The organism is Franzmannia pantelleriensis, assembly GCF_900102875.1.
Taxonomy (GTDB): domain Bacteria; phylum Pseudomonadota; class Gammaproteobacteria; order Pseudomonadales; family Halomonadaceae; genus Franzmannia; species Franzmannia pantelleriensis.
On sequence record NZ_FNGH01000010.1, the window covers coordinates 163,750 to 186,020 of the forward strand.

General features: G+C 63.9%; 18 protein-coding genes. 9 read left to right on the forward strand and 9 right to left on the reverse strand.

Annotated features, from left to right (window positions below; all coding sequences use genetic code 11):
• Positions 1-298: 298 nt before the first annotated feature.
• From BLT16_RS13990 to BLT16_RS14000, 3 genes are all read left to right on the forward strand, one after another.
• On the forward strand, positions 299-1,453 hold the full coding sequence (locus tag BLT16_RS13990; protein WP_089659119.1) for a PQQ-dependent sugar dehydrogenase: 1,155 nt from the start codon (positions 299-301) through the stop codon (positions 1,451-1,453).
• Between the two features lie 86 nt (positions 1,454-1,539).
• Positions 1,540-2,175, forward strand: coding sequence for a TetR/AcrR family transcriptional regulator (locus BLT16_RS13995; protein WP_089659120.1), 636 nt, complete (start codon positions 1,540-1,542; stop codon positions 2,173-2,175).
• A 177-nt stretch (positions 2,176-2,352) separates the two neighbouring features.
• Entirely contained in the window at positions 2,353-4,389 is a 2,037-nt protein-coding gene (locus BLT16_RS14000) for an NADH:flavin oxidoreductase (protein ID WP_089659121.1), read from the forward strand.
• Between the two features lie 52 nt (positions 4,390-4,441).
• Here BLT16_RS14000 and BLT16_RS14005 read toward each other — a convergent pair whose 3' ends face one another.
• On the reverse strand, positions 4,442-5,548 hold the full coding sequence (locus BLT16_RS14005; RefSeq protein ID WP_089659122.1) for an FAD-binding oxidoreductase: 1,107 nt from the start codon (positions 5,546-5,548) through the stop codon (positions 4,442-4,444).
• A gap of 316 nt (positions 5,549-5,864) precedes the next feature.
• On the opposite strand from BLT16_RS14005, the gene BLT16_RS14010 reads away from it, so the two are divergent.
• From BLT16_RS14010 to BLT16_RS14020, 3 genes are all read left to right on the forward strand, one after another.
• Positions 5,865-7,151: an aromatic ring-hydroxylating oxygenase subunit alpha gene (locus BLT16_RS14010; protein WP_089659123.1), complete on the forward strand. Its 1,287-nt coding sequence runs from the start codon at positions 5,865-5,867 to the stop codon at positions 7,149-7,151.
• A gap of 95 nt (positions 7,152-7,246) precedes the next feature.
• Positions 7,247-8,710 carry a sensor histidine kinase gene (locus BLT16_RS14015; protein ID WP_089659124.1) on the forward strand — a complete coding sequence of 488 codons (1,464 nt, stop codon included), beginning with the start codon at positions 7,247-7,249 and terminating at the stop codon, positions 8,708-8,710.
• A gap of 13 nt (positions 8,711-8,723) precedes the next feature.
• Positions 8,724-10,094, forward strand: a complete 1,371-nt coding sequence (locus tag BLT16_RS14020; RefSeq protein ID WP_245701673.1) for a sigma-54-dependent transcriptional regulator — start codon at positions 8,724-8,726, stop codon at positions 10,092-10,094.
• An 81-nt stretch (positions 10,095-10,175) separates the two neighbouring features.
• Here BLT16_RS14020 and BLT16_RS14025 read toward each other — a convergent pair whose 3' ends face one another.
• From BLT16_RS14025 to BLT16_RS14045, 5 genes are all read right to left on the reverse strand, one after another.
• Entirely contained in the window at positions 10,176-10,541 is a 366-nt protein-coding gene (locus BLT16_RS14025) for a hypothetical protein (protein WP_089659126.1), read from the reverse strand.
• Between the two features lie 130 nt (positions 10,542-10,671).
• Positions 10,672-10,932 carry a hypothetical protein gene (locus tag BLT16_RS14030; RefSeq protein ID WP_089659127.1) on the reverse strand — a complete coding sequence of 87 codons (261 nt, stop codon included), beginning with the start codon at positions 10,930-10,932 and terminating at the stop codon, positions 10,672-10,674.
• Between the two features lie 186 nt (positions 10,933-11,118).
• Positions 11,119-11,352: a hypothetical protein gene (locus BLT16_RS14035; RefSeq protein WP_089659128.1), complete on the reverse strand. Its 234-nt coding sequence runs from the start codon at positions 11,350-11,352 to the stop codon at positions 11,119-11,121.
• Between the two features lie 50 nt (positions 11,353-11,402).
• Positions 11,403-14,243, reverse strand: coding sequence for a formate dehydrogenase subunit alpha (gene fdhF, locus BLT16_RS14040; RefSeq protein ID WP_089659129.1), 2,841 nt, complete (start codon positions 14,241-14,243; stop codon positions 11,403-11,405).
• 10 nt (positions 14,244-14,253) lie between these two features.
• The gene (locus BLT16_RS14045; RefSeq protein ID WP_089659130.1) at positions 14,254-15,972 is read right to left on the reverse strand and encodes an NADH-ubiquinone oxidoreductase-F iron-sulfur binding region domain-containing protein; all 1,719 of its coding nucleotides are present in this window, start codon (positions 15,970-15,972) and stop codon (positions 14,254-14,256) included.
• Positions 15,973-16,234: 262 nt separating this feature from the next.
• Here BLT16_RS14045 and BLT16_RS14050 point away from each other — a divergent pair, with 262 nt between their 5' ends.
• The 3 genes from BLT16_RS14050 to BLT16_RS14060 all read left to right on the forward strand — a co-directional run bounded on the left by BLT16_RS14050 (position 16,235) and on the right by BLT16_RS14060 (position 18,881).
• A complete protein-coding gene (locus BLT16_RS14050) occupies positions 16,235-16,432 on the forward strand; it encodes a CsbD family protein (RefSeq protein ID WP_089659131.1) in 198 nt (65 codons plus the stop codon).
• A gap of 50 nt (positions 16,433-16,482) precedes the next feature.
• On the forward strand, positions 16,483-16,986 hold the full coding sequence (locus BLT16_RS14055) for a PRC-barrel domain-containing protein (protein WP_089659132.1): 504 nt from the start codon (positions 16,483-16,485) through the stop codon (positions 16,984-16,986).
• A gap of 239 nt (positions 16,987-17,225) precedes the next feature.
• Complete coding sequence (locus BLT16_RS14060) at positions 17,226-18,881, forward strand: BCCT family transporter (RefSeq protein ID WP_089659133.1); 1,656 nt, start codon at positions 17,226-17,228, stop codon at positions 18,879-18,881.
• A gap of 60 nt (positions 18,882-18,941) precedes the next feature.
• Here BLT16_RS14060 and BLT16_RS14065 read toward each other — a convergent pair whose 3' ends face one another.
• The 3 genes from BLT16_RS14065 to BLT16_RS14075 form a co-directional block, all read right to left on the reverse strand.
• The gene (locus BLT16_RS14065; RefSeq protein WP_089659134.1) at positions 18,942-19,667 is read right to left on the reverse strand and encodes a 3'-5' exonuclease; all 726 of its coding nucleotides are present in this window, start codon (positions 19,665-19,667) and stop codon (positions 18,942-18,944) included.
• A 5-nt stretch (positions 19,668-19,672) separates the two neighbouring features.
• Positions 19,673-21,574, reverse strand: a complete 1,902-nt coding sequence (locus BLT16_RS14070) for a DUF294 nucleotidyltransferase-like domain-containing protein (protein WP_089659135.1) — start codon at positions 21,572-21,574, stop codon at positions 19,673-19,675.
• 176 nt (positions 21,575-21,750) lie between these two features.
• Positions 21,751-22,143 carry a DUF4168 domain-containing protein gene (locus BLT16_RS14075; RefSeq protein WP_089659136.1) on the reverse strand — a complete coding sequence of 131 codons (393 nt, stop codon included), beginning with the start codon at positions 22,141-22,143 and terminating at the stop codon, positions 21,751-21,753.
• Positions 22,144-22,271 lie beyond the last annotated feature (128 nt).

Here is a 22,271-nt window from a genome sequence, read left to right on the forward strand (position 1 = left end):
CCGGAGCTGATCGACCAAGCCCCGATGGGGTTAAAACACCTGCTGGTATGGCTCTACGCAGGGGGGATGCTATGCCTTATTTTTTCAATAGCTATGGGGGGCGCAGGCATGTTGTTTGGTGTTTGGTAGGCTCGCTCCCCGGGCGGAGCTGAAGCGCAACACTCTCCCCGCGCCGACGTCCTCCGCCACTTGAACGTGTCTGCTCGCGCTGGTATGGAGAAAATCGCCCCCGCCGGGGTCTCTGCTAGGGTAGAAGTCACCCATTCATGTCAGTGAGTTCGACACAGGGAGCGAGATCATGAGCAAGTTGGGCAAGACATCGTATGGCGCCGTGCTGGGCACCGCGCTGGTGGCTGGCGGCCTGCTGGGACTGAGCAGTGCCCAGGCCGGAGAGGTCGTCGCCGAGGGGATCGACAGCGAAGAGGCGTCGCTGCGTATCGTGCAGTTGGTCGGCGGCCTCGAGAACCCGTGGGGCATCGCCGAACTGCCCGACGGCCGCTTCGTGGTCAGCGAGCGTGCCGGTCGCATGGCGCTCATCAACGGCGGCGAGGTTACCCACCTTGACGGCGTCCCGGAGGTGGCTGCCAACGGCCAGGGCGGTCTGCTCGACGTGACCCTGCACCATGCCTATGACGACGGCGAAGAGTGGATCTACTTCACCTATTCCAAGCCCGGCGATGGCGGCACCGTCAGCGCCCTGGCCCGGGCACGCCTGGAGGGCGATGCGCTGGTCGACGTCGAGGCGCTGTTCGAGCAGGATCGCTACTCGCAGCCCGGCCGTCACTACGGCTCGCGGTTAGCCTGGCTGCCCGACGGTAGCCTGCTGATGACCGTCGGTGATCGCGGGGTCGATCCCGAGCGCGCCCAGGATGCCGGCGATCACGCCGGTACCGTGCTGCGCCTGACCGAGACCGGCGGTGTGCCCGACGACAACCCCTTCGTTGACGACGGCAGCGCACTAGACGAGATCTACTCCATTGGCAACCGCAATATCCAGGGCTTTGCGGTCGACGCCGAAGGCGCCATCTGGGCCAGCGAGCACGGCCCGCTGGGCGGCGACGAGCTCAATCTGATCGAAGCCGGCGAGAATTACGGCTGGCCGACAGTGAGCCGCGGCGTCGACTACAGCACCCGCGAGCCGATCGGCGTGGACTCGCACCCCGACATGCAGGACGCACGCTATATCTACGAGGATCGCTTTGCCCCCTCCGGCCTGGCCCAGGTCGACAGCGAGGCGTTCGCCGCCTGGCAAGGCAACCTGCTCGCCGGCGGGCTGCGCAGCGAGCAGCTCAAGCGACTGATAATGGAAGATGGCGAGGTCGTCCATCGCGAGATCGTGCTCGACGGTGAGATCGGCCGCATCCGCGAGGTCCACCAGGGCAGCGACGGCTATATCTACCTACTCACCGATCACGGTGACGGCGGGCTCTACCGGCTCGAGCCGGAGGAGTAACGCTGGCGGCGGTCAGTCACAAGGCAATGTGCACATAGAAACGACACCTGTGTACACTTGCCTCGACATCTCCAGAGACCGCCGCAATGTCAATCACAGATAGGTCCCCTGCCAAGGGGTCACGCGACGTCTGGCTCGATGCCGCATTCGAACTGCTGCTCGAGTCCGGCGTCGATAGCGTACGCATTCTGCCTCTCGCCAAACGCCTCAAGCTGTCTCGAACCAGCTTCTACTGGTTCTTCAAGGACCGCGAAGCATTACTGAATGCATTGATAGAACGCTGGCGAGAAAAGAACACCCAGGGACTGGTGCGTCAGACCGAGGCCTATGCCGAGAGCATCGTCGAGGCAATGCTCAATGTCTTCGATTGCTGGCTCGATTCCCAGCTATTCGACTCCCCGCTGGAGTTCGCCATGCGCAGCTGGGCGCTGCAGTCGGCGCCGGTGGAGAGTGAGATCGAGGTTGCCGACGCCGAGCGTATCGACGCACTGTCACGGATGTTCGAACGCTTCGGCGTTGAGCCGCTGGCGGCCAACGTGCGTGGCCGCACCATCTACCTGACTCAGATCGGCTATATCTCGATGAAGACGCGAGAGCCGCTCGAGGTGCGCATGCAACGCATCCCCGCCTATGTCGAGATTTTCACCGGTCAGCCTCCCGAGCCTCGGGAACTGCAGCGCTTCCATGCCCGCCACGGGTACTCTCCACCCACTAGCCGCTAGCCGCTAGCCGCTAGCCGCTAGCCGCTAGCCCTAGCGTTAACGACCGACCATCGCCCTTCCATCGCATCGACGAAGCACAGCGCCTGGCCATAATGTACATCTATGTACATTCAAAATACTCGAGTGTACATTTGCCGTTGATGCCGTCCTATAACACAACAAGATGGAGCCCTGACGATGGCCAACGACCCGCTGCTGCAGCCCTTCCAGCTCAGGCACCTGACCCTCAAGAACCGGCTGATGATGACGGCCCACGAGCCCGCCTACCCCGAGGACGGCATGCCCAAGGCGCTCTATCGCGAGTATCACGCCGAGCGGGCACGTGCCGGCCTCGGCCTGACCATGACCGCCGGGTCGGCGGCGGTGGCCAGGGACAGCCCGCCGGTGTTCAACAACATCCTGGCCTACCAGGATGAGGTCGTGCCGTGGATGCGCGAGCTCGCCGACGCCTGCCACGAGCACGGCACGGCGGTGATGATCCAGTTGACCCATCTGGGCCGGCGTACCCGCTGGGACAAGGGCGACTGGCTGCCGGCGGTGTCGGCCTCCCACCGCCGCGAGGCGTCTCACCGCGCCTTTCCCAAGCAGGTCGAGGAGTGGGATGTCGAGCGCTTGATTCGCGACTATGCCGATGCCGCCGAGCGCATGCATGCCGCGGGCCTGGACGGTATCGAGCTACAGGCCTATGGCCACCTGATGGACCAGTTCTGGTCGCCGCTGACCAATAACCTCGAGGCGCCCTACGGTGGCGACCTGGATAACCGGCTGCGTTTCACCTTCGATGTGCTGCGCGCCATTCGCCAACGGGTCGGTGAGGCGTTCATCGTCGGGGTGCGCTATACCGGCGACGAGATGCTGCCGGGGGGGATTACTGCCGAGGAAGGCATGACGATCTCCCACCGCCTGAAGGCGAGTGGCCTGGTCGACTTTCTCAACGTGGTGCGCGGGCATATCGACACCGACCCCGGCCTCACCGACGTGATCCCCATCCAGGGCATGCCCAGCGCTCCGCACCTCGACTTCGCCGGCGAGATTCGTCGCCAGGTGGACTTTCCCACCTTCCATGGCGCCAAGATCCAGGACGTCGCCACCGCCCGTCACGCCATTGCCTCGGGCAAGGTCGACATGATCGGCATGACCCGCGCGCATATGGCCGACCCGCATATCGTGCGCAAAATCATCGAAGGTCGCGAGGAGGAGATCCGCCCCTGCGTCGGCGCCAACTACTGCCTCGACCGTATCTATCAGGGCGGCGCCGCCTACTGCATCCACAACGCCGCGACAGGGCGCGAAACCAGCATGCCCCACATCATCCCCCGAGCGGCACAGCGGCACCGGGTGGTGATCATCGGCGCCGGGCCGGCGGGGCTAGAAGCGGCGCGTGTGGCCGGCGAGCGCGGCCATCAGGTGGTGGTACTGGAGGCCGCCAGCGATGCCGGCGGCCAGGTACGCCTCACCGCGCAGAGCGAACGCCGCCGCGAGATGCTGGGCATCATCGACTGGCGCCTGGCCCAGTGCGAAGCGCTGGGTGTCGAGATCCGCTACAACGTCTGGGCCGAGCGCGAGGAGGTGCTCGCCGAGCAACCCGATGTCGTGATCGTGGCCACCGGCGGCTATCCCATGGAAGATCAGCCCGCGGTCGGACACGACCTGGTGGTCAACACCTGGGATATCCTCTCCGGGCACGCGGCACCGGGCAAACGGGTGCTGCTGTTCGATGATGCCGGCGACCATGCTGCCATGCAGGCGGCAGAGATCATCGCGGCGACGGGAGCCGTACTCGAGATCATGACACCCGATCGCACCTTCTCGGCGGAGATCATGGCCATGAATCTGGTGCCCTATATGCGCGCCCTGCAGCGGCCCAATGTGACCTTCACGCCCACCTATCGGCTGAAGTCCGTGCAGCGCGAGGGCGGCGAGTTGCTGGCCACCATCACCAGCGACTATCTGGATCTCGATCACCAGAGACGCATCGATCAGGTAGTGGTCAATTACGGCATCACGCCGATGGCCGACCTCTACTTCGACCTCAAGCCGCATTCCAGTAACGGCGGCGAAGTGAACTACGACGACCTGATCGTCGGGCGCCCCCAGGCGGTTGTCCACAACGCCAATGCTGGCTTCCAGCTGTTCCGCATCGGAGACGCCGTGGCGTCGCGCAATACCCATGCGGCCATCTATGATGCGCTCAGGCTGGTCAAGGACCTGTAACAGGAAAGCCCCATGCCGCACTACGGCATGGGGCTCGGCGGTCTGCGTGGGCTCAGTAGTCTACCACCACATCGCCGGTGGGCATGCTGCAGCATGACAGGATGTAGCCCTCGGCGATGTCCTCGTCGGTGATACCGCCGTTGTGCTCCATGTTGACCTGCCCCGAGCTCAGCGGCACGCGGCAGGTACCGCAGATGCCCATCCCGCATGCCTTGGGAATGTGCAACCCGAGCTTGGCCGCGGCGGCATGTACCGTCTCACCGGGCTGGATGCGCACGCTCTTACCGGTAGCGGAGAACTCGACGCTGAGCATATCCGCCACGTCGAGTTCCTCGGCCTCGGCTTCGGCCTGCTCGACCAGCTCCTGTACCTCTTCCTGCACGTCCAGCGGCGTGGCACCGAACGACTCTTCATGGTAGTGCGCCATGTCGAAGCCGTTATCGGCCAGGATACGTTTGACGGCGTTCATGTAGGGGGTCGGGCCGCAGCAGAAGATCTCGCGCTCCATGAAATCCGGCGCCATCAGCTCGAGCATCGTCTGGCTGATATAGCCGCGAAAACCGGACCAGGTCTCACCCAGCTCATCGCTGCGCTCGCACACGATGTGCAGCTTGAACTCAGGAATCCGCGAGAAGATGTGCTCCAGCTCACGCTGGAAGAGGATATCGCGAGGGGTACGTGCGCTGTGCACGAATTCCAGATCCACTGCAGCATTGGTGTCGAAAAACCAACGCGCCATCGACATCAGCGGCGTGATCCCCACCCCGCCGGAGAGCATCAGGATCTTGTCGGCGGGGTAGTCGATGACATTGAAGTTGCCCACCGGGCCATGCACCGCCAGCTCGTCGCCGATGCGCAAGTGGTCGTGTAACCAGTTGGAGACCTTGCCTCCAGGCATGCGCTTGACGCTGATCGAAAAGCTGTAGGGAATCGAAGGCGAGCTCGAGATAGTATACGAGCGCATTATTTGCTCGCCGTCGACCTCTAGCTCCAGGGTCACGAACTGCCCCGGCTTGAAGAAGAACAGCACCGGCTGCTCGGCCATGAAGCAGAAGGTGCGTACGTCCCACGTCTCCTGAATCACCTTGACGCAGCGCACAAGGTGGCGGCCATTGGTCCAGGTCTGGGTGTTGACCGGGTTGAGGTAGTTCATGCTCATGGGGGCACTCGCCTGGGCTGCGATCGTAGGAATGGCACCGCGCCCATGTGGCGGTACCGTTGGTGCGAATTTTGCGCACAGCGTAGGCGCGGCACATGCCTGTCTGCGACACGGGCATGTCCACCACTTCCAGCCCAGGGCAGGATTCTCACCCTGCGCGTCGCCGTTGCATCATGCCTTGTCGCCCCCAGGCAACTGCCCTTCAGGCGGCTGGTCCACACTCGCCGCACTAGTCATATCTGATCGCGTCGGCTACACCCCCAACAACACCCGATTCGCGCCGCTGCCGCGGCCCCGTTATAGAGGAAGCGTTTCCATGGACCCGATGTCACCCGAGCGTCTTGACGACCCGTTGGCCGGCGCCCGCGAGGCCACCAGTGCCATGCTTGCCCAGCGCAACCCGCAGTACTCGCTGCCCCAGCCGTTCTACAACGACGCCCGGCTATTCGCCCTGGATATGCAGGAGATCTTCGAGAAGGAGTGGCTGTTTGCCGGCATGAGCTGTGAAATACCCACCAAGGGCAGTTTCATGACCCTCGAGGTCGGCGACAACCCGCTGATCCTGGTGCGCGGCGCCGACGGCGCCATCCATGGTTTCCACAACGTCTGCCGGCACCGTGGCTCGCGGCTATGCGTCAAGGACAAGGGCAAGGTGGCCAAGCTGGTGTGCCCCTACCACCAGTGGACCTACGAACTCGACGGCAGGCTACTGTTTGCCGGCGCCGACATGGGTACCGACTTCGATCTTAGCCAATATGGCCTCAAGCCGATCCATGTGCGCACCGCCGGGGGCTTCATCTTCATCAGCCTGGCCGACCAACCGACGGTCATCGATGACTTCCTGGCCACCCTCGAGCACTATCTCGAACCCTACGACATGGCCAACACCAAGGTCGCGGTGGAGTCCTCGATCGTCGAACAGGCCAACTGGAAGCTAGTGATCGAGAACAACCGCGAGTGCTACCACTGCAACGGCGCACACCCGGAACTGCTCAATACCCTGCTCGAGTTCGACGACACCGACGACCCGCGAGCCACCGCGGCCTACAAGGCCCAGGTGGCGCGCAAACAGGCCGACTGGGACGGCGAACAGGTGCCCTGGCAGCTCAAGCGATTCGGCAAGCGCAACCGCCTGACCCGGACCCCGCTGCTGGAAGGTACCGTCTCCATGACCATGGACGGTCAGCCCGGCTGCCGCAAATTGATGGGTCGCCTGCAGAGCCCCGACATGGGCTCGCTGCGGATCCTACACCTGCCCAACTCCTGGAACCACTTCATGGGCGACCACGCGGTGGTATTCCGGGTGCTGCCGCTGGGCCCCCAGCAGACCCTGGTAACCACCAAATGGCTGGTGAATACCGATGCCGTGGCCGGCGTCGACTACGACCCCGACGAGCTACGCAAGGTGTGGGACGCCACCAACGACCAGGACCGCCGTCTGGCCGAGGAGAACCAGCGCGGCATCAACTCCCGCGCCTATGAGCCGGGCCCCTACTCGGCGACCTACGAGTTCGGGGTGATCGACTTCATCGACTGGTACAGCGAGCGCATGCAGGAAAACCTCGGCCATACCGCCCCCCACCTCAAGGTGGTAAAGGGCTGACCACCTCGGCCACCGGCACGGCCGTGCCGGTGGCTGGATTTCCGCGCCGCGGCGTGTTGGGATAGCTTCTCGTCCGAGCGTCGCAGCGAGCCCCCATGCGCCTACGCAATATCATCATCGTCACGGTTCTCGTGCCGCTATTTCTCATCTTGCTGGTATTCAGCCTGGTGGCGATCAAGTCGCTGGAAGACAACGTTCGCACCAAGCTGCAGAGCGAGGTGCAGATCATCAGCCACGCCATCGGCACCTCGCTGGGCTACGCCCTGGAGCGTGATACCCCGGATGCGCTCCAGGAGTCGCTGCACTCGGCGTTCTCCTTCCACCGCATCTACGGCGCCTATGTATTCGACACCGATGGCGAGAAGATCTACGGCCTGGGGCTCGGCGAGGAGCTGTTCGATGCCGACGACATTCGCGCCGTGGTCGAGGCCGAGGAACCCACCGGCGACTACCGCCAGCACGAGCGCTGGAACTACTACTCGGCGCTGGTACCGCTGACCACTCCCGGCGGCGAGATTCGCGGCGTACTGCAGGTCAACCGACTCAATACCGGTATCGAGAACTACACCGGCTTCATCAGCATCGTCGCGGTAGTGGTATTCGCGGTGGGGGCCGCCGGTATCGTGCTGATGATCTGGTGGGGGTTCCGGCACTATATCGAGCGGCCACTCAATCGCCTGCTGGGGGTCATGGAGCGTGTCGAAAAAGGCGACCGCAGCCAGCGTGCGGCGATCGACGGCCCCGCCGAGTATCGCAAGCTGTCGCTGGCGCTCAACGGCATGCTCGACTCGATGGCCGAAAAGGATGCCGATATCGAGGCGCGCCAGCGCAAGGAGATCGAACTCGAAAAGCGCCTGCGCAAATCGAAGAAACTCGCCGAGCTGGGTGTACTGGCCGCCGGCGTCGCCCATGAGATCGGTGCGCCATTGACGGTGATCAACGGCCAGGCCCAGCGCCTGGCGCGGCGCGAGGTGATCGGCGACGATGAACGTGCCAAACTGAGCCGTATTCGCAGCGAAGTCGAACGTATCGTGGTGATCGTGCGTCAGCTGATGGAACTGGGACGCCAGCACAACGTCGAGAAGGAGTGCTGTCGGCTCGACGAGCTGATTGAATCGGCGATCGGCCTGCTCGAAGATGAGCTGGAGCGGCTTGGCAGCCACGTAGAGGTCGCCCTGCCCGCCCCCGCGCCACAGTTGACGGTCAATGGCCAGCAGCTCACCCAGGTGTTCACCAACCTGATGCATAACGCCCTGCAGGCCAATCCCGGCGGGCAGATTCGCGTCAGCGCCGAGGTCCTCAACGGCGAACTTCACATCAAGGTAGAGGATGACGGACCGGGCATCAGCGAGGACGACAAGAGCCAGGTCTTCGACCCCTTCTTCACCACCAAACCCGTGGGTCAGGGCAGCGGCTTGGGTCTGTCGATGGTTCACCGTATCATCAACGACCACGGCGGTACCGTGGGTGTCTTCGACAGCGCCCTGGGCGGCGCCGGCTTCGAGCTGACTTTCCCCGTCGATGACCCGACACCCTCTCAGGGAGCGCAACAGGCATGACAAGGAGGCTTTCGTGACCCTGCCGATTCTCATCGTCGAGGACGATCCGGCAATCCTCGAGCTGCTCGAGGAGGAGCTGCAGGAGGCCGGTTACACCACCCTGGGGGTCGGTAGCGCCGAGGATGCCATTGCAACGCTCAGCCATGAGAGCGTTGAGCTGATCATCAGCGACGTGCGCTTACCCGGCATCACCGGCATGCAACTGCTCGAACGGCTGCGCCACGATGACAGCCAGGTGGGATTCATCGTGATCACCGCCTTCGGCACCATCGAGCAGGCGGTGGAAGCGCTAAAGATCGGCGCCGACGACTTCTTGACCAAACCGCTGGATCTCGAGAACGTGCGCGAAGCCGTCTATCGTGTGCTCGAGAACCACCGCCTGGCGGCGCGCCTGGAGAGCGCCGGCGGCGCTCGCCCGCACTTCCACGGTATCGTTGGCGAGAGTGAGGCGATGCAGTCGCTATTCCACGATGCGGCACGCCTGGCAAAGAGCAGCGCCCCCATTCTGATCCTCGGCGAGAGCGGCACCGGCAAGGAGCTACTGGCACGTGCCATCCACGCCGAGAGCCCGCGCCACGATGGCCCCTTCATCGCCGTCAACTGTGCCAGCATCCCCATGGAGCTGATGGAGAGCGAGTTCTTCGGCCACGTCAAGGGCGCCTTCACCGGCGCCAACGAGGCACGCCAGGGCTTGTTCCACGCCGCCAACGGCGGCAGCCTGTTTCTCGACGAGATTGGGGAGATGCCGCCCTCGCTGCAGGCCAAACTGCTGCGCGCCTTGCAGGAAAGGACCGTGCGGGCCGTGGGTGCCGAGAAGGAGGAGAAGGTGGACGTGCGCATCATCGCCGCCACCCATCGCGATCTGGAGAAGGAGATCGAGGGCGACAACTTCAGGAGCGACCTCTTCTACCGCCTCGAGACCTTCTCGCTGAGGATTCCGCCGCTGCGCGAGCGCGGGGGGGATATCGAGCGACTGATCGCCGCCCTGATCGACAAGCACGCTGGGCAACAGGGCAAGACCATCGAGCAGGTCGAGCCGCTGGCGCTGCAGGCGCTGCTCAACTATCCCTATCCGGGTAATGTTCGCGAGCTGGAAAACGCCATCATGCGCGCGGTCACCCTGGCTGAAGACGGCATCCTGTGTCACGACGATCTCCCCGAACGCCTGCGCGGACACGCCGAAGACCAGCGCAGCGCGCTGGGCAGCGAGGGCACCCCGGCCGCCCAGAACGCCCCCTGGCCAAGCCTCGAGGACGTCGAGAAGCGCTATATCCAGAAGGTACTGGAGGCTACCGGCGGCAACAAGCGGCGTACTGCCGATATTCTGGGTATCGCCCGCAAGACGCTTTATCGGCGCCTGGAAGATCCTGACGACGCCAGCTGAGCAGCGCCCACATACGCCAACGGCGCCTCACGGGGCGCCGTTCGAGCGAGCGATCGAAACATCGAGGACATGATGTCACGATCAGTCGAGTTCTTCTTCCTCGGGCAGCGGCTCACTGGCGTGCTCCGCGGGTGGTTCCGCCTCACCGGGCATGGCATCACCGCCATCTCCAAAACCGGCTTCCTGTTCCTCCGGCATGCCCGCTTCAGGTTCATCGCCGGTACCCGGTTCGCCGGTGCTCGGATCGGCAGTACCGTCCTCCGCGTCGGCGGGGTCAGTCCCCGGCGTGGCCGGGTCCTGGGTTCCCGGCGAGGCAGGATCCGAGGTTCCGGCGGGGTCCGCTGGCGCACCGGTATCGTGTGTATCGGCTATCACCAGCGGGCTAGCCGTCAACCCGAGCGCGACACCGAGAATACCGAAACGCTTCAAGAATGCCTTGGACATCATCGCGAATAACCTCCTGATCCGTTAAAGGCCACGTCCCTGTGTAGCCAGCCGACGACCACATCGCCGGTCAGCCAGCGGGACGTCCATATCCCGCCGTCATTCCGTGTTACTGCGCATCATGGATCAATGGTCAGAATGAGTCGTCTTCGTCCATTGCCGGATCGTCCATTGCTGGATCAGTTCCCATGTCCTGCTCCATTCCGGGCTGCTCGTCCATGGGCTGCTCGTCCATGGGCTGCTCGTCCATGGGCTGATCCATTGCCGGGTCATCATCCATCGGCGGCATATCGTCACCATTGCCACAGCCCGTCAGTGCCAGGCTGCCCAATAGCATGGCGGCAATCGACGTGGCGGCCATGAACTTGCGACTTGCCTTGCTGCGAGTGTTCATCCTTGTCTCCTGACGATTGCTGAGTGTCAGCCAACATCAAGCACGCAGCGCGCCAATCGGCAAAAAAGTCGATTTTAAGCCTGTAAAAACAGCAGATTAGAAAGATGGCGACACCTCACCAAGACGCCTACCCGACCCCTCTAAAGGGGCCGGGAGTGGCGAAAAATGACACATGGGTCGCAATGGCTAGCGCGCCTGGAGAATATCCTCGATGGCGCGTCGCACCGATGGCAGCATGACCTCGCGCTGCTGCATCAGCGCGTCGATTTCGGCCTCCAACCCCGGCACCCCGACCTCGCGCTGCATGCGTCTGGTCAGGCGGGCACAGGTCTCGGGGCAGGCGCCCTCGGGTAGTTGCACGCCCAGCGCCACCAGCCGCTGGCGAAAGTCGTCCCCATCAATCAGATCGACAATCATCATGGTATGGCCCTCCTCTCCTCCACGTTTGCACTCAGCCTCCAGCTACCACGCTAGGCCGGGATCGCCTGGGCGACCGTCAGCCGACAGGCGGCATACTTGAACTCCGGGATCTTGCCGTAGGGGTCCAGCGCCGGGTTGGTCAGCACATTGGCCGCCGCCTCGGCATAGCAGAACGGCACGAACACCATGCCCTCGGGCATCAGCATGTCGGCCCGGGTGCGCAGGGTGATCGACCCGCGCCGGGTGGTGATGGTCAAGGCGTCACCAGGCTTCAAGCCCAGCCGGCGCAGCTCGCCGGGCGCCACGCTGGCCACCGCCTCGGGCTCGAGGTCGTCGAGCACCTTGGCGCGCCGGGTCATCGAGCCGGTGTGCCAGTGCTCCAGCTGGCGACCGGTGGTCAGCACCGTGGGGTAGTCGCCGTCGATGGGCTCGTCCGGCGGCAGCGGCACGGTGGGGCTGAACCGCGCCCGCCCGTCAGCGGTAGGGAAGGCGTCGCTGAACACCACGTCGGCCCCCGGGGCGTCATCCGCCGGGCACGGGTAGGTCACCGAGCCCTCGCGTTCGAGGCGCTCCCAGCTGATATGGTCCAGCGACGGCATGCCACGCTGCATCTCGGCGAACACCTCGCGGGGGTGGGTGTAGTCCCAGCCCAGATCGAAGCGCCGGGCGATCTCCTGGATGATCCACCAGTCGGGCTTGGCATCCCCGGGCAGCGGCATGGCGGCCCGGCCCAGCTGCACTTGGCGATTGGTGTTGGTGACACTGCCGTCCTTCTCCGGCCACGCCGAGGCGGGCAGGATCACGTCGGCGAACTGGGCGGTCTCGGTAACGAACAGATCCTGCACCACCAGGTGCTCGAGCTTGGCCAGGGCCGCCCGGGCGTGGTCGAGGTCGGGGTCGGACATGGCCGGGTTCTCGCCCTGGATATACATGCCGCGAATGGTACCGGCATGGATCGCTTCCATGATCTCGACCACGGTGAGGCCCGGCTCGGCGTCCAGTTCGGTATTCCACAGCTCCTCGAAGGCGCTGCGCACCTGAGCGTCAGAGACCGGCTGGTAGTCGGGCATAACCATCGGGATCAGGCCGGCGTCCGAGGCGCCCTGGACGTTGTTCTGGCCACGCAGTGGGTGCAGGCCGGTGCCGGGACGCCCGGTTTGCCCGCAAGCCAGCGCCAGCGAGATCAGGCAGCGGGCGTTGTCGGTGCCGTGGGTGTGCTGGGAGATGCCCATGCCCCAGAAGATCATCGCTCGCTCGGCGGTGGCGTACTCCCGCGCCACCTGGCGGATCTCCTCGGCGCTGACGCCACAGTGCGGCGCCATGGCCTCCGGCGTCATCTCGGCGACGTGGGCCTTGAGCGCCTCGAAGCCCTCGGTGTGGGCATCGATATAGGCCTGGTCGTACAGCCCTTCGCTGACGATGACGTTGAGCATGGCGTTGAACAGCGAGACATCGCTGCCTGGGGTGAAGCGCAGGGTCTGATGCGCGTAGGCGCCCAGCGCCTGGCCACGCGGGTCGATGACAATCAGCTTGGTACCGCGCTTGGCGGCCTGCTTGAAGAAGGTCGCCGCCACCGGGTGGTTCACCGTGGGATTGCAGCCGGTGAGGATCACCACGTCGGCCTGTTCGGCCTGCATGAAGGAGGCGGTGACCGCGCCAGACCCGATGCACTCCATCAGCGCCGCCACCGAGCTGGCGTGGCATAGCCGGGTGCAGTGGTCGACGTTGTTGGAGCCGAAGCCGGTGCGCACCAGCTTCTGGAACAGCCAGGCCTCTTCGTTGGAGCACTTGGCGCTGCCGAAACCAGCCAGCGAAGCCGGGCCATGCTCGGCCTTGAGCGCCGTGAGACCGCCAGCGGCGGCGTCCAGCGCCTCCTCCCAGCTCGCCTCGCGAAAGTGGCTGAGTGGCTGGGCCGGATCGAAGTCGGGGTCGAGCCCCTTGGCGACACCGGGCTTGCGAATCAGCGGCGTGGTCAGCCGCGATGGATGGCGCGGGTAGTCGAAGCCGTAGCGGCCCTTGACGCAGAGTCGATTGTGATTGGACGGCCCGTCGCGGCCCTCGACGAACAGGATCTCGTCGTCCTTGAGGTGATAGGTGAGCTGGCAGCCCACCCCGCAGTAGGGGCACACCGAGTCGACCTGGCGATCGGCCACCGTCGAGTCGCCGCGGCCCGCGGCGTCGATCAGCGTGGCCGGCATCAGCGCCCCGGTAGGGCAAGCCTGAACGCACTCGCCGCAGGCCACGCAGGTGCTCTCACCCATGGGATCGTCGAAGTCGAAGACGATCTTCGACGCCGCGCCGCGGTGAGCCAGGCCGATGACGTCGTTGACCTGTACCTCGCGGCAGGCACGCACGCACAGGTTGCACTCGATGCAGGCGTCCAGGTTGACGTTCATGGCCGAGTGGCTGGCGTCATGGCCCGCGGCGTGCGGCAAGGCGGTGTCCCGCGCGGCGACGTGATGCACCGTGGGCGCGTCGCGCTCGCTGCGCGACGGCAGCCACTCGCGCACCGCCGCGGCGTCGATGGCCAACTGGTCGGCCATCGCCCAGAAGTGGCTGGCGCGGTCGGGACTCGCCTCGCGCTCGGGCTGATCGGCGATCAACAGCTCCATCACCGCCTCACGGGAGAGGCGCGCACGCTCGGAGCTGGCACTCTTGACCACCATGCCCGGCGTGGCCTGGCGCAGGCAGCTCGCCGCCAGCGCCCGCTCGCCGTCGATTTCGACCATGCAGGCGCGACAGTTGCCGTCGGCACGGTAGCCGTGAGTGTCCTTGTAGCAGAGGTGGGGAATGCTCTCGCCAGCGCGCTTGGCGACCTGCCACAGCGTCTCGCCGGCGTGGGCGGTGACCTCGGCGCCATCGAGGGTCAGGGTAAATGTCTGCTCTGTCATGGTGCCCTCCTCAGCCCTTGACGATGATCTGTTGCGCCGCCAGTTCCTCGCGGAAATCCTTGAGCAGCCCCAGCACCGGGTTGGGCGCTGCCTGGCCGAGGCCGCAGATCGAGGCGTCCATCATGACCTGGGACAGCCGCTCCAGATCGGCGGCGTGCCACTCGTCGCGCTCGAGCAGGGTCAGCATCTTCTCGGTGCCGACCCGGCACGGCGTGCACTGGCCGCAGGACTCGTCGGCAAAGAAGGCCAGCAGGTTGCTGGCAGCACTGCGCAGGTCGTCCTGGTCCGACAGCACGATCACCGCGGCGGAGCCGATGAAGCAGCCCTCGGCCTGCAGGGTGTCGAAGTCGAGTGGGATATTCGCCTTGCTGGCCGGCAGAATGCCGCCGGATGCGCCACCGGGTAGGTAGGCAGCGAGACGATGGCCGTCGAGCATGCCGCCGCCGTACTCCTCGACCAGTTCCGCGAGGGTGATCCCCGCCGGGGCCAGGTGCACCCCGGGGCGCTTGACCCGCCCAGAGAGCGAGAAGCTGCGCAGGCCGCTGCGGCCGTGGCGGCCATGGCCGGCGAACCACTCGGCACCGCGCTGCCAGATCAGCGGGATCCAGTAGACCGTCTCGACGTTGTTGACCAGGGTCGGGCGGTCGAACAGGCCGCGTTGGGCGACAAACGGCGGCCTGTGGCGCGGCTTGCCGGGCTTGCCCTCTAGCGATTCGATCATCGCCGACTCTTCGCCGCAGATATAGGCGCCGGCGCCGCGCCGCATCACCACGTAGCCGGGGCTGACCAGGCCGGCGGCCTCGAGCTCGGCAATTGCCTCGTGGAGCACGCGGTGCAGGCCGGGGTATTCGTCGCGCAGGTAGATGTAGAGTGCCTCGGCCTCCACCGCCCAGGCGCTGACCAGCGCACCCTCGAGGAAACGGTGCGGGTCACGCTCAAGGTAGTAGCGGTCCTTGAAGGTACCGGGCTCGCCCTCGTCGGCGTTGATCGCGCAGTAGCGTGGCCCGGCTTCCTGACGAACGAAGGTCCACTTCTTGAACGTCGGGAAGCCGGCGCCGCCCAGTCCGCGTAGATTGGCCGCCTCGAGGGTCTGCATCAGGGTGTCTACTGCTATCTCGCCGTCACGGCAAGCCTGCAGCAGCCGATAGCCACCCTCGCTGCGATAAGCGTCCAGCCGCTGCCAGTCGACGGCTTCAGGATGAAAGTGGCCGGTATCGACCACCGCCTCCACCGCCTCGCGGCTGGCGTGCAGCACATGACGGTGGCCCACTTCGACCACCGGGGCGCTCTCGCAGCGCCCCATGCAGGGCGCTCGCAGCACCCGCACCTGAGACGGGTCGGCGCCAGTCTCGAGCTCGCCCTGCAGCGCCGCCGCACCGGCCAGCTGGCAGGAGAGCGAGTCGCAGACGCGGATCGTCACCGCCGGCGGCGCTGCCTGATCGTCGTGGATGACATCGAAATGTGCGTAAAAGGTGGCGGTCTCATAGACCGACGCCATGGGCAGATTCATGTAGGCCGCCAGCGCACGCAGATCGGCCATCGACAGAAAACCGTGGTGGTCCTGGATGACGTGCAGGTGCTCGATCAACAGGTCGTGACGCTGCAGGGCCGGCGTATCGCGCTCGTCGCCGATCAGCGCCCGCAGCGCCGCCAGCGACTCGGGGGCAAGCTCGCGGCCACGCGGCGTGGCGCGGAAGCGACGCACGGGGATCGTGGAAGTCTCGGTCATGGGCGGGCTCGTTGTGGTTGTATCACTCATTGTCGTATCAATGGCACGGGTAAAAATGAAACGATTTGTTATCCCGGCATTGAAGTTCCGTGGATCGGCATTACCTTTACTGGTGCACGTCACAGAAAGGATGCGCCGTCACAGCCAGTCTGTCACATAGCATAGTCGCTATGTTCGCCACACACGGCGAGCATGTCCCTGAAAACGACGTCGGGGAACGCGCTATCGAGACTGGCATTGGCAACCACAAGGAGGAACTGCCATGAATTGGGACCAGATAGAAGGACGCTGGAAGGAAGTCAGAGGTAGAGCCCGCGAGAACTGGGGCGAGCTGACGGACGACGAACTCGATCAGATCGCCGGTAAAAAGGATCAGATGATCGGCAAACTGCAAACCAAGTACGGCATCACCAAGGAAGAAGCAGAAAAGCGCGCGAATGACTGGGCCGCCGCGTTATAGCCGGCCCGATTATGGTGACACCACGAAAGGACTATCGAGGAGATCACAGCATGCGCAAGACCACACTCGCACTCAGCATTTCTCTCGCTGGCGGCTTGGCATTGGCCAGCAACGCTCAGGCGGATATCGAGGGGCTCTACTCGGCCGACGCCATCATGGACGCCAACGTCTATCTGGACAGCGCCCCCGATGAACGTATCGGCGATGTCGAAGACATCCTGCTCGACGACGACATGAGCGTGCAGGCCATCGTCATCGAAACCGGTGCCACGTTGGGTCTGGGCGGTCGCGATATCGTTCTGGACAACGATCACTACCGACTGGAAACCGAGACCGACGAGGACGGTGATACCGTACATCGCGTCTATGTCGATGCCACCGCAGAAGAGCTCGATGAGCTGCCCGAGTATAACCGGGATTGGTGGGATCAGGCGCGCGAAAATGCCGCCGAGGCCTGGGAAGCCACCCGTGAAGGCGCCCAAAGCGCCTGGCAGCGCACCCGCGAAGGGGCCGAAAGCATCGGCGATACGGTAGACGAAACCGTCAACAACTGATGCCCATTTGGCTCAATGCCACCCTACGGGCCCGCCCTTCGGCGGGCCTGTCTGCGTCTGATGGCCCGCGGATACGGCGAGGTCGTATCGACGATATCGACACCCTACGCCATGCCCCATAATGCCGTCGACGTAGGTGCCAATCTTGGCCAAATGCACCACTTACCTGGCAATTCACTGGCAAACCGTCACAATAATAGGGTGAGCTATCACAACATTCGCACAACGGAGATTTCGCAGTGGATAAGAATTCTCAAGACCCCTCTGCCAAAGAGCGGCAAGAGAGCTCCGAAGGCATTCCCGCCCCTGAGGGTCCAGCCAATCTGATCGATACCGACTATGTGATCGGCCAGGACAACATCAGCGCCTCCCCGCTAGGGATCAACGTAGACCTGCACAGCAAGGTGTTCATGGTCTCGTCGATCGTAGTGCTGTTCTTCGTGATCATCACCCTGGCCCTGCAAGATCAGGTGGCGCCGCTGTTCAATGCAACCTTCGGCTTCCTGACCAGCAACATGGCCTGGTTCTTCCTGCTATCCGCCAATATATTCGTCCTGCTCTCGATCATTCTTATTTTCACGCCCCTGGCGAAGGTGCGGCTTGGCGGGCAGGATGCTACGCCTGATTTCAGCTACGCTGGCTGGTTTGCCATGCTGTTCGCCGCCGGTATGGGCATCGGTCTGATGTACTTCGGCGTCTCGGAGCCCATGGACCACTTCCAGTCCGCCATGGGAGGCGTGGCCACCGAGAACGGTGCACGGACCGACTGGTCGCCGCTGGGCGGCGCCGAAGGCGACGAGGCCGGCGCCGTTGCGCTGGGCATGGCCGCCACCATCTTCCACTGGGGCCTGCACCCCTGGGGCATTTACGCCGTAGTGGCACTGGCGCTGGCGCTCTTCTCCTTCAACAAGGGCCTGCCGCTGACCATGCGCTCGATCTTCTACCCGATCCTGGGTGAGCGCGTGTGGGGCTGGCCTGGGCATGTGATCGATATCCTGGCGGTGTTCGCCACGCTGTTCGGTCTGGCCACCTCACTCGGTCTGGGCGCCGAACAGGCCACTAACGGGCTCAACGACCTGTTCGGTATTCCTGACACCAACACCACCATGGTGCTGTTGATCGTGGGCATTACCATCGTCGCCATGGTGTCCATCCTGCTAGGTGTGGACAAGGGTGTGCAACGCCTCTCCCAGCTCAACATGGGCCTGGCGTTTCTGCTGCTGGCGTTCGTGATCCTCGTCGGCCCGACGCTGATGATCGCGACCGGCTTCTTTCAGAACCTGATGGGTTACCTGGTCAACCTGCCGGCGCTGTCCAATCCCTTTGGCCGTGAAGACGCCAACTTCAGCCAGGGCTGGACCGCCTTCTACTGGGCGTGGTGGATCTCCTGGTCGCCGTTCGTCGGCATGTTCATCGCACGGGTCTCTCGCGGCCGTACCGTTCGCGAATTCCTGATCGCCGTGCTGCTGGTGCCGTCGCTGGTCTCGGTGCTGTGGATGACGTCCTTTGGCAGCGCCGGTATCGAACAGCTGCTCGCCGGCACCTTCGAGGGCGAGGCCGATGCGCTGTTCGTGATGCTGGGCGGCCTGCCGCTGACCGAGATCACCTCCTTCATCGCCATCACGCTGGTGATCGTGTTCTTCATCACCTCGTCGGACTCCGGTTCACTGGTGATCGACTCCATCACTGCCGGCGGCAAGGTCGACGCACCTAAGCCCCAGCGTATCTTCTGGGCCATCATCGAGGGTGCCATTGCCATCGCGCTGCTGCTGGGCGGCGGCCTGGCGGCACTGCAGGCCGCGGTGATCTCCACCGGCCTGCCCTTCACCGTGGTGCTGCTGGTGGGCTGCTACGCCATCGTCAAAGGGCTGATGAGCGAACCACGCGCGTCCTGAACAGTCTCCAACCCAACGCAAGAAGGCGGCCCAAGGGCCGCCTTCTTGCGTCTAGTGCAGTCAGCTCCAGAGCTGACTGATCGGCGTGTCTGGCTGATGGCGGGCAGCGATCTGCGCCTGTAGCAGCTCGGCAGTGGCCAGCGCATCGATCAGTGCATGATGACTCTGATACGGCGGCAAGCCATAGCGCTCACGGCTGTTATGCAAACGAATCGACACTGGCGGACGCCCTATCCAGCGACGAAAGCGCGCCCACAGCGACTGTCGGTGAATGCGTGCTTCCAGCGACATGGTATCGATCATCGGGAAACGCAGACTCTCGCCGCGTCGCGCTTGCACTGCCGCATCCAGAAAGGGCCGCTCGATATGCCGGTAGTGAACCACCACCAGGCGCCCGGCCAGAGCGGCCAGCAGCGCGTCGAGGATCTCATCGAGGTCCGGCGCGTGCTCGATCTCGGAGTCGGTGATACGGTGAAATGCCACCGACTGGCGCACCAGCGGCCGCGGTGGACGCACCACCCAGTAGCGCCGCTCGGCAAGCCGAATACGGCCAAGGCTGAACGGCACCAGGCCGATACTGACGATGGCGTGACGGCGCTCATCGAGACCGGTGGTCTCCATATCCATGGCCACCATTGGCGCCTCGCCGATTGGCATCTCCGGCGTCAACTGACTGGTGGCCGCGAAGAGTTCGGCCAGCCGCGGGTCACGGGCTTCTCCGGCACGGCGCGCCAGATAGTCTGGCCAGACCGGTGCAGGACGCTTGAACATCGGAAGTGACAGCATGCCGATCAGCGCCGCGACGGCATGGGATAGCGGAACTTGAGAAACTTCTGGGCGTTGCTGAGCAGCTGAAAGGCGTCCTTGAGGTGGTGGCGCTCGCTGTCGGAGACATTGCTCGGGGCGATGTTATTGTCGGGCTCTTGATCCTCCTGCAGGTCGATGGCCTGGTGACGGATACGCACCATGGACATGAACTCGAAGGCGTAGCGGATCTTGTCGCCGGTTCCGGCCGGCAGCAGCTGCGTGTTGGCGATATCGTCGAGGCGCTCGAAGCTGTTCTGCGCCCGCGAGCCGCAGGCCAGGGCATGCGCGCGTATCAGGTCGACCATCGGCGCCGTGCCACGCCGCTTGATATTGATGGTGTTGTTCTGCTTGCCGTCCTTCTCCATCACGAAGGTGCGGAAGAATCCCAGCGGCGGCGTACGCCCCAGCGCGTTACGCGCCATGGCAGCCAGAAACAGCGGGCTCTGCGAGGCCTTGCTCGCCACCAGGTCCTGCAGCTGCTCAACGAAGGCCTCCTCGCCGTGCACGCTGTCGAGATCGAAGAAGATCGAGCTGTGCAGCAAGTGCTCCGGCCGCGGCTGGTCGATCCAGTCGCTGAAATAGCCCTTCCATACCGACAGCGGTTGACGCCACTGGCGGTTGGTGGCCATGACGTCCCCCTTACAGTAGGGGTAGCCACAGGCGTCGAGACCATCGCTGACGCGCTTGGCCAGGGTCGCGAAATAGTCGTCGTGCCGCGCCGGGTCGAAGCTGTCGTCGAGAATCAGCGCGTTGTCCTGATCGGTGACGATGCTCTGTTCGTTACGCGCCATCGAGCCCAGTGCCATGAAGCAGTAGGGCACCGGCGGTGGCCCCAGTTCCTCTTCGGCGAGTTCGAGCAGGCGGCGGGTGAAACTGCGGCCGATGGTCGACAGCGCCGAGCCGACCATGTGCGAGTTGGCGCCCTCCTCGACCATCCTCACGAAGGCCTCGCGCACATCCGGCTTGAGTCTTGCTAGTCCCATCGCATCGGGCTGATGGAAGATGTTGCTGACCAGGTAGAGGCTGCTGTGGGTCTCGTAGCGAATGATATCGGAGAGGTGCAGCACCCCCATGGGTCGGCGCCGATAGAGCACCGGCAGATGGTGCACGTTGTTGCGCAGCATCGCCAGCATTGCCTCATGCACCGACTTGTCCGACTGCACGCTGATCAACTTCGAACTGACGATCTCACCAACCGGGGTCGACACACTGCGCCCCTCGGCCAGCACCCGGTTACGCAGATCCTGGTCGGTGACGATGCCCTGCAGCGTCCAGGACTGACCGTTGGGATCGCTGAACTGATAGCGCGGGTCGCCCTCGTCGGTCGACAGCACCAGCGCCGAGGAGACGTTTTCCTCGTTCATTTGCCGTGCTACCTGCTGCACGCTGGCACTCTCTTCGACCATCAACGGGCAGCGCGACACCAGCTTGCGCACCCGCGTCATCATCATGTCGTTGCTCTTGTGCTGCTCTTCTACCGCCGCTTTTAACCGCGGCCGCCCAAACTCGACGAAGTCGGCAAAGTGCTCATCGTGCTCGCACAGCTCGTGGAAAACATCGCCAGGAATGAAGTAGATCAGGGTGTCTTCGAGGGCCTTGGCGGGAAAGCGCACCTTGCGGTTACGCAGCAGGCTGAAATGGCCAAAGATATCGCCTTCACTGAGGCGATTGAAAAGCTCCCCGTTGCGCCAGTAGATTTCTACCGCGCCACTGCGGATGTAGTAAAGATCCTCGACGGGATCGTCGAGTCGCAGGATATCGCTGCCGGCCTTGAAGTAAGCAACTTCAATGCGCCCCGCCACGCTGTCGAGATGCTCATCGCTGAGGCTATCAAAGGGGGCGAAGCGGGCCAGCTGCTCGCGAATTTCCAGCAGTTCGATGTCCATGTCCACTCCCGGCCCGGCGTTATTGGCTGAAGTCTGATATGCCCAGCGTCCCCTGTAAAGTCGCCACGCGACCGACGTCGCCATGAGCGACCAAGGCGTCGTCCAGATACGCCAAGGGCCGCGCTTGGCGGCCCTTGACGCTCACATTGTCGATGGGAGTCGACGCGATGTGCAGCTTACGACTGTTCAGCCATTTCCTGAACGCGCTGCATCATTTCCGGGTCCTGCTGGATGGTATGGCCGATCGCATTGAAGGTATCGACATCCAGACCGCTGTCTTCCACGACTTCGACCATGCGGTCATTGGCTTCCATGCGGACTTCCTGCTGGGTCGCTTCGTCTTCAGCCCCCTGCAGGCGCTCGGTGTACTCCTGAGAAATCATGGCGATTTCCTGAGAAGCATCGGCAAACTGCTGAAGCTCCTGATCGGAGAAATCCTGAGCGGGTACCGCCTGCTGCTCCGGCGCCGCTGCGGGATCTTGGGCGGGGTCCTGAGCGAAAGCTGCCTGAGCAGACATCAGGCCGGCAGTCAGCAGCGCGGCAGAGAACAGGGCAGTCATCCGTTGCATATCAATACCTCCAGGGATTTTGCTTGAGTATGTGCTCCACTGTGACGACCGTGTCCCATGAGGGTTCAAACTTTTCAGGTAACAGAAAGAAACAAATGATTGCCACATCTGTTACAAAAGTATCCACA